Here is a 2853-nt window from a genome sequence, read left to right as displayed (position 1 = left end):
AAACTATTAGCGTTTAGAGAATTGCGGGCTTCTTCTAGCTTTTCTTCTACCGAATTTCTTACGCTCGACGACGCGTGAGTCGCGAGTTAGTAGGCCTTTTGGTTTTAGTGTTGCTCTAAAGTCGGTATCAAATAGAGCTAGTGCTCTTGATATGCCGTGTCTTAGCGCCTCAGCCTGAGCAGAGTATCCGCCGCCTAGAGTCGTTGCAGTTACGTCTACAGAGCTCTCTTGTTTTGTTAAAAGTAGAGGTTGAACCACTTTTAGCTTGATAGCCTCGTGTCCGCCGAGCCAAGTGTTTAGATCAAGTCCGTTTACTAAAATTTTACCGCTGCCCGGTTTTAGCCAGACTTTTGCTACGGCAGTTTTTCTTTTACCGGTTGCATAAACTTTCGCCATGATTATTTTCCTTCTTTTTTAGCTATTTGAGCCGTGTGCGGATGCTCGCTGCCGGCGTAAACTTTTAGTTTTTTTATCATCTCTCTGCCGAGTTTTGTTTTTGGAAGCATTCCGCGAACGGCTAGCTTGAACAGTTTTTCAGGTTTGTCAGCCAAAAGCTCGCCGAATTTCTCGCTTTTCGTGCTACCGAAATATCCTGAATGGCGGTGATAAAGCTTTTGCTCGGCTTTATTGTTGCCCGTAAATTCGGCTTTAGAAGCGTTGATTATGATAACGTAATCGCCGCAATCGACATTCGGAGTGAAATTTGGTTTATGCTTACCGCGAAGCAGCGTAGCTACCTCGGTTAGCAATCTACCAAAACGCTTGCCTGCCGCGTCAAGCACGATCCACTCGCGCTCCACTTCGTTTGGTTTTGTTATTTTCGTCATTTTCTTACCCTTTAGATAATTTTAAGTCGTGATTGTATTCAAATGCACCTTACAAATAGCTTAATTTAAGCTATATTTAAATATCAATGCTTCGAATTTCGTCCCGTAAAGCGTAAAATATCGCCGCCCTCACGCTCAAATTCGGGTAAATTTGAGCCAATATTTTTTTGTATTCCGCCACTTGCGCGATATTTTCATCTATATTTTTATCGCTCGTTTTATAGTCGATCACGCAGATTTCGGTTTCGTCCAAGCAGAGCAAGTCAAGCTGTTTTAACGCACCCTCATATCGCAAAGGCTGCTCTTTAAACGCACGCTTTCCCTGCGTCATTTGCTTAAATTTAGGCTCGTTTATCAAACTTAGCCCGCGCGCGTAAATTTCATCCAGCTCGCCTTCGTCCAAAAATTTATAAAACGCGTTTCGCATCGAAATTTGCGCCGTTTTTAGCGAGCTCTCGTCAAATTTTTCCGCCATTTCTAGCAGATAGTGTAGCGCCAAGCCAAAATAAATCGCCTTTTGATTTTTGCCCTCGGTTTTGGGCGTTTCATCTACGATTTGCTTTGAAATTTGAGCTAGTTTAATAGGCTCAAATTTGCCTGCCGACGTCAAATTTCGCGCCTTGCTAGGCGTCGGCTCGCCGAAGCTAAAATCAACCAAATCAAGATACTCTATAACCTCGCCGCTACTCTCATACGCCCCAAAAAAGCTCGGGTTTCTGCCGTTCGCGCCCGTTTTTTTTACGATGATTAGCCCACTGATCGCCCGCGTTAGCGCGACGTAGAGCTTGTTCATATCCTCTTCGCGCTCGAGCCGCGCCGCCTTTTCTTTTAGCTGAGCAAACTCCTCGTCGATGCACTGTTTTTTGACGTTGTGGCGCACCTGCCAGGAGCCCTCGTCGGCGTCGTATTCCGCGATAAAATTTGACCCGTCGTGCCGCCCTGCGCCCATTTTATCGCACACGATCACGTTTTCAAACTCCAGCCCCTTTGACTTATGCACGGTCATGATTTTCACGCCCTCGCCGCTTTTTGCGCTCGCTTTTGCCTCAAATCTATCAAGATTATAGATAAACTCGGTCAAATTTGAATAGGGCTGCGCTAGCTCAAGCAGCCGCAAAACGTCCGCGTCGCTTATATCTACACCGAGCTTGCCCGCTAGATAGTGCAGGCTCTCAAGCGCCGATTTTTGCGGATTTACGCTCAGTTCTACGGCGTTTACGTCAAGGATCGCTTCGGTATTTAGCTTGTAAATTCGCTCGCCAAATAGGCAAAATTTAGCGTACTCCACTACTGCGCGCGCGTTTTTACTAGCTAGCAGAGGCATCACGCCCTCGCTCACGCTTTTTATGCCGGCTTCGTCAAGCAAATTTGCGATTTTATTTATATCGTCGTTTTTCCAGCAAAGCACGGTGATATCGTCTTCACAGACCCCTTTTCCAAGCAGAAATTTAACCTGTTGCGTCGCTTCTGCCGCTACGTCATCGCCGCTACTTACCCGCACGAATCCAAGATCATCCGCCTCCGCCTCAAAATACGGCATCCGGCCTACCAAATTTACTCGTTCACCCTCTTTTTGGGGTGTTCTTTGCGGTTTAAAATTTTCGATCTTGCCTGCAAATACGGCATTCGTAAATCTCACTAGCGCCTTTTTGCTGCGGTAATTTACCTCCAAATTTTGCGCTTTGATCTGCGGAAAATCTCGCATCAGCTTGCCAAAAAGCTCCTTTTTGCCGCCGCGAAAGCGGTAAATGCTCTGCTTTACGTCGCCGACGTAAAAAAAGCTGCCAAGCCCGTTTTGTCCGTATCCGGCGACGATTTCTTCGATAAGCGGACGCATGATCTCGTACTGCGCGACGTTGGTGTCTTGAAACTCGTCTATTAGCAGGTGATTTATACGTCCGTCGAGCCTAAAATAAAGCATCTGCGCGTCCGTCTCGCCGCCTCGCAAAAGCTCGTAAACCAGGCGCGTCACGTCGCTAAATGCGAGCGAATTTAGCCTTTTGTTTAGCGAGATTTTGCACTCTTT

General features: G+C 46.7%; 3 protein-coding genes. All 3 read right to left on the bottom strand.

Annotation, left to right across the window (positions count from 1 at the left end; genetic code table 11):
• Positions 1-6: 6 nt before the first annotated feature.
• Complete coding sequence (rpsI, locus tag Q0338_RS02840) at positions 7-396, bottom strand: 30S ribosomal protein S9 (RefSeq protein ID WP_122866526.1); 390 nt, start codon at positions 394-396, stop codon at positions 7-9.
• Between the two features lie 2 nt (positions 397-398).
• The gene (gene rplM, locus Q0338_RS02835; RefSeq protein WP_002949135.1) at positions 399-827 is read right to left on the bottom strand and encodes a 50S ribosomal protein L13; all 429 of its coding nucleotides are present in this window, start codon (positions 825-827) and stop codon (positions 399-401) included.
• 76 nt (positions 828-903) lie between these two features.
• Positions 904-2853, bottom strand: a 1950-nt coding sequence (locus tag Q0338_RS02830; protein WP_298085441.1) for a RecB-like helicase, incomplete at its 5' end; no start/stop codon positions are given.

The organism is uncultured Campylobacter sp. (assembly GCF_938018145.1).
Taxonomy (GTDB): Bacteria; Campylobacterota; Campylobacteria; order Campylobacterales; family Campylobacteraceae; genus Campylobacter_A.
The sequence above is the reverse complement of the archived record's forward strand: the minus strand, read 5'-3'. Positions and strand labels throughout refer to the sequence as shown.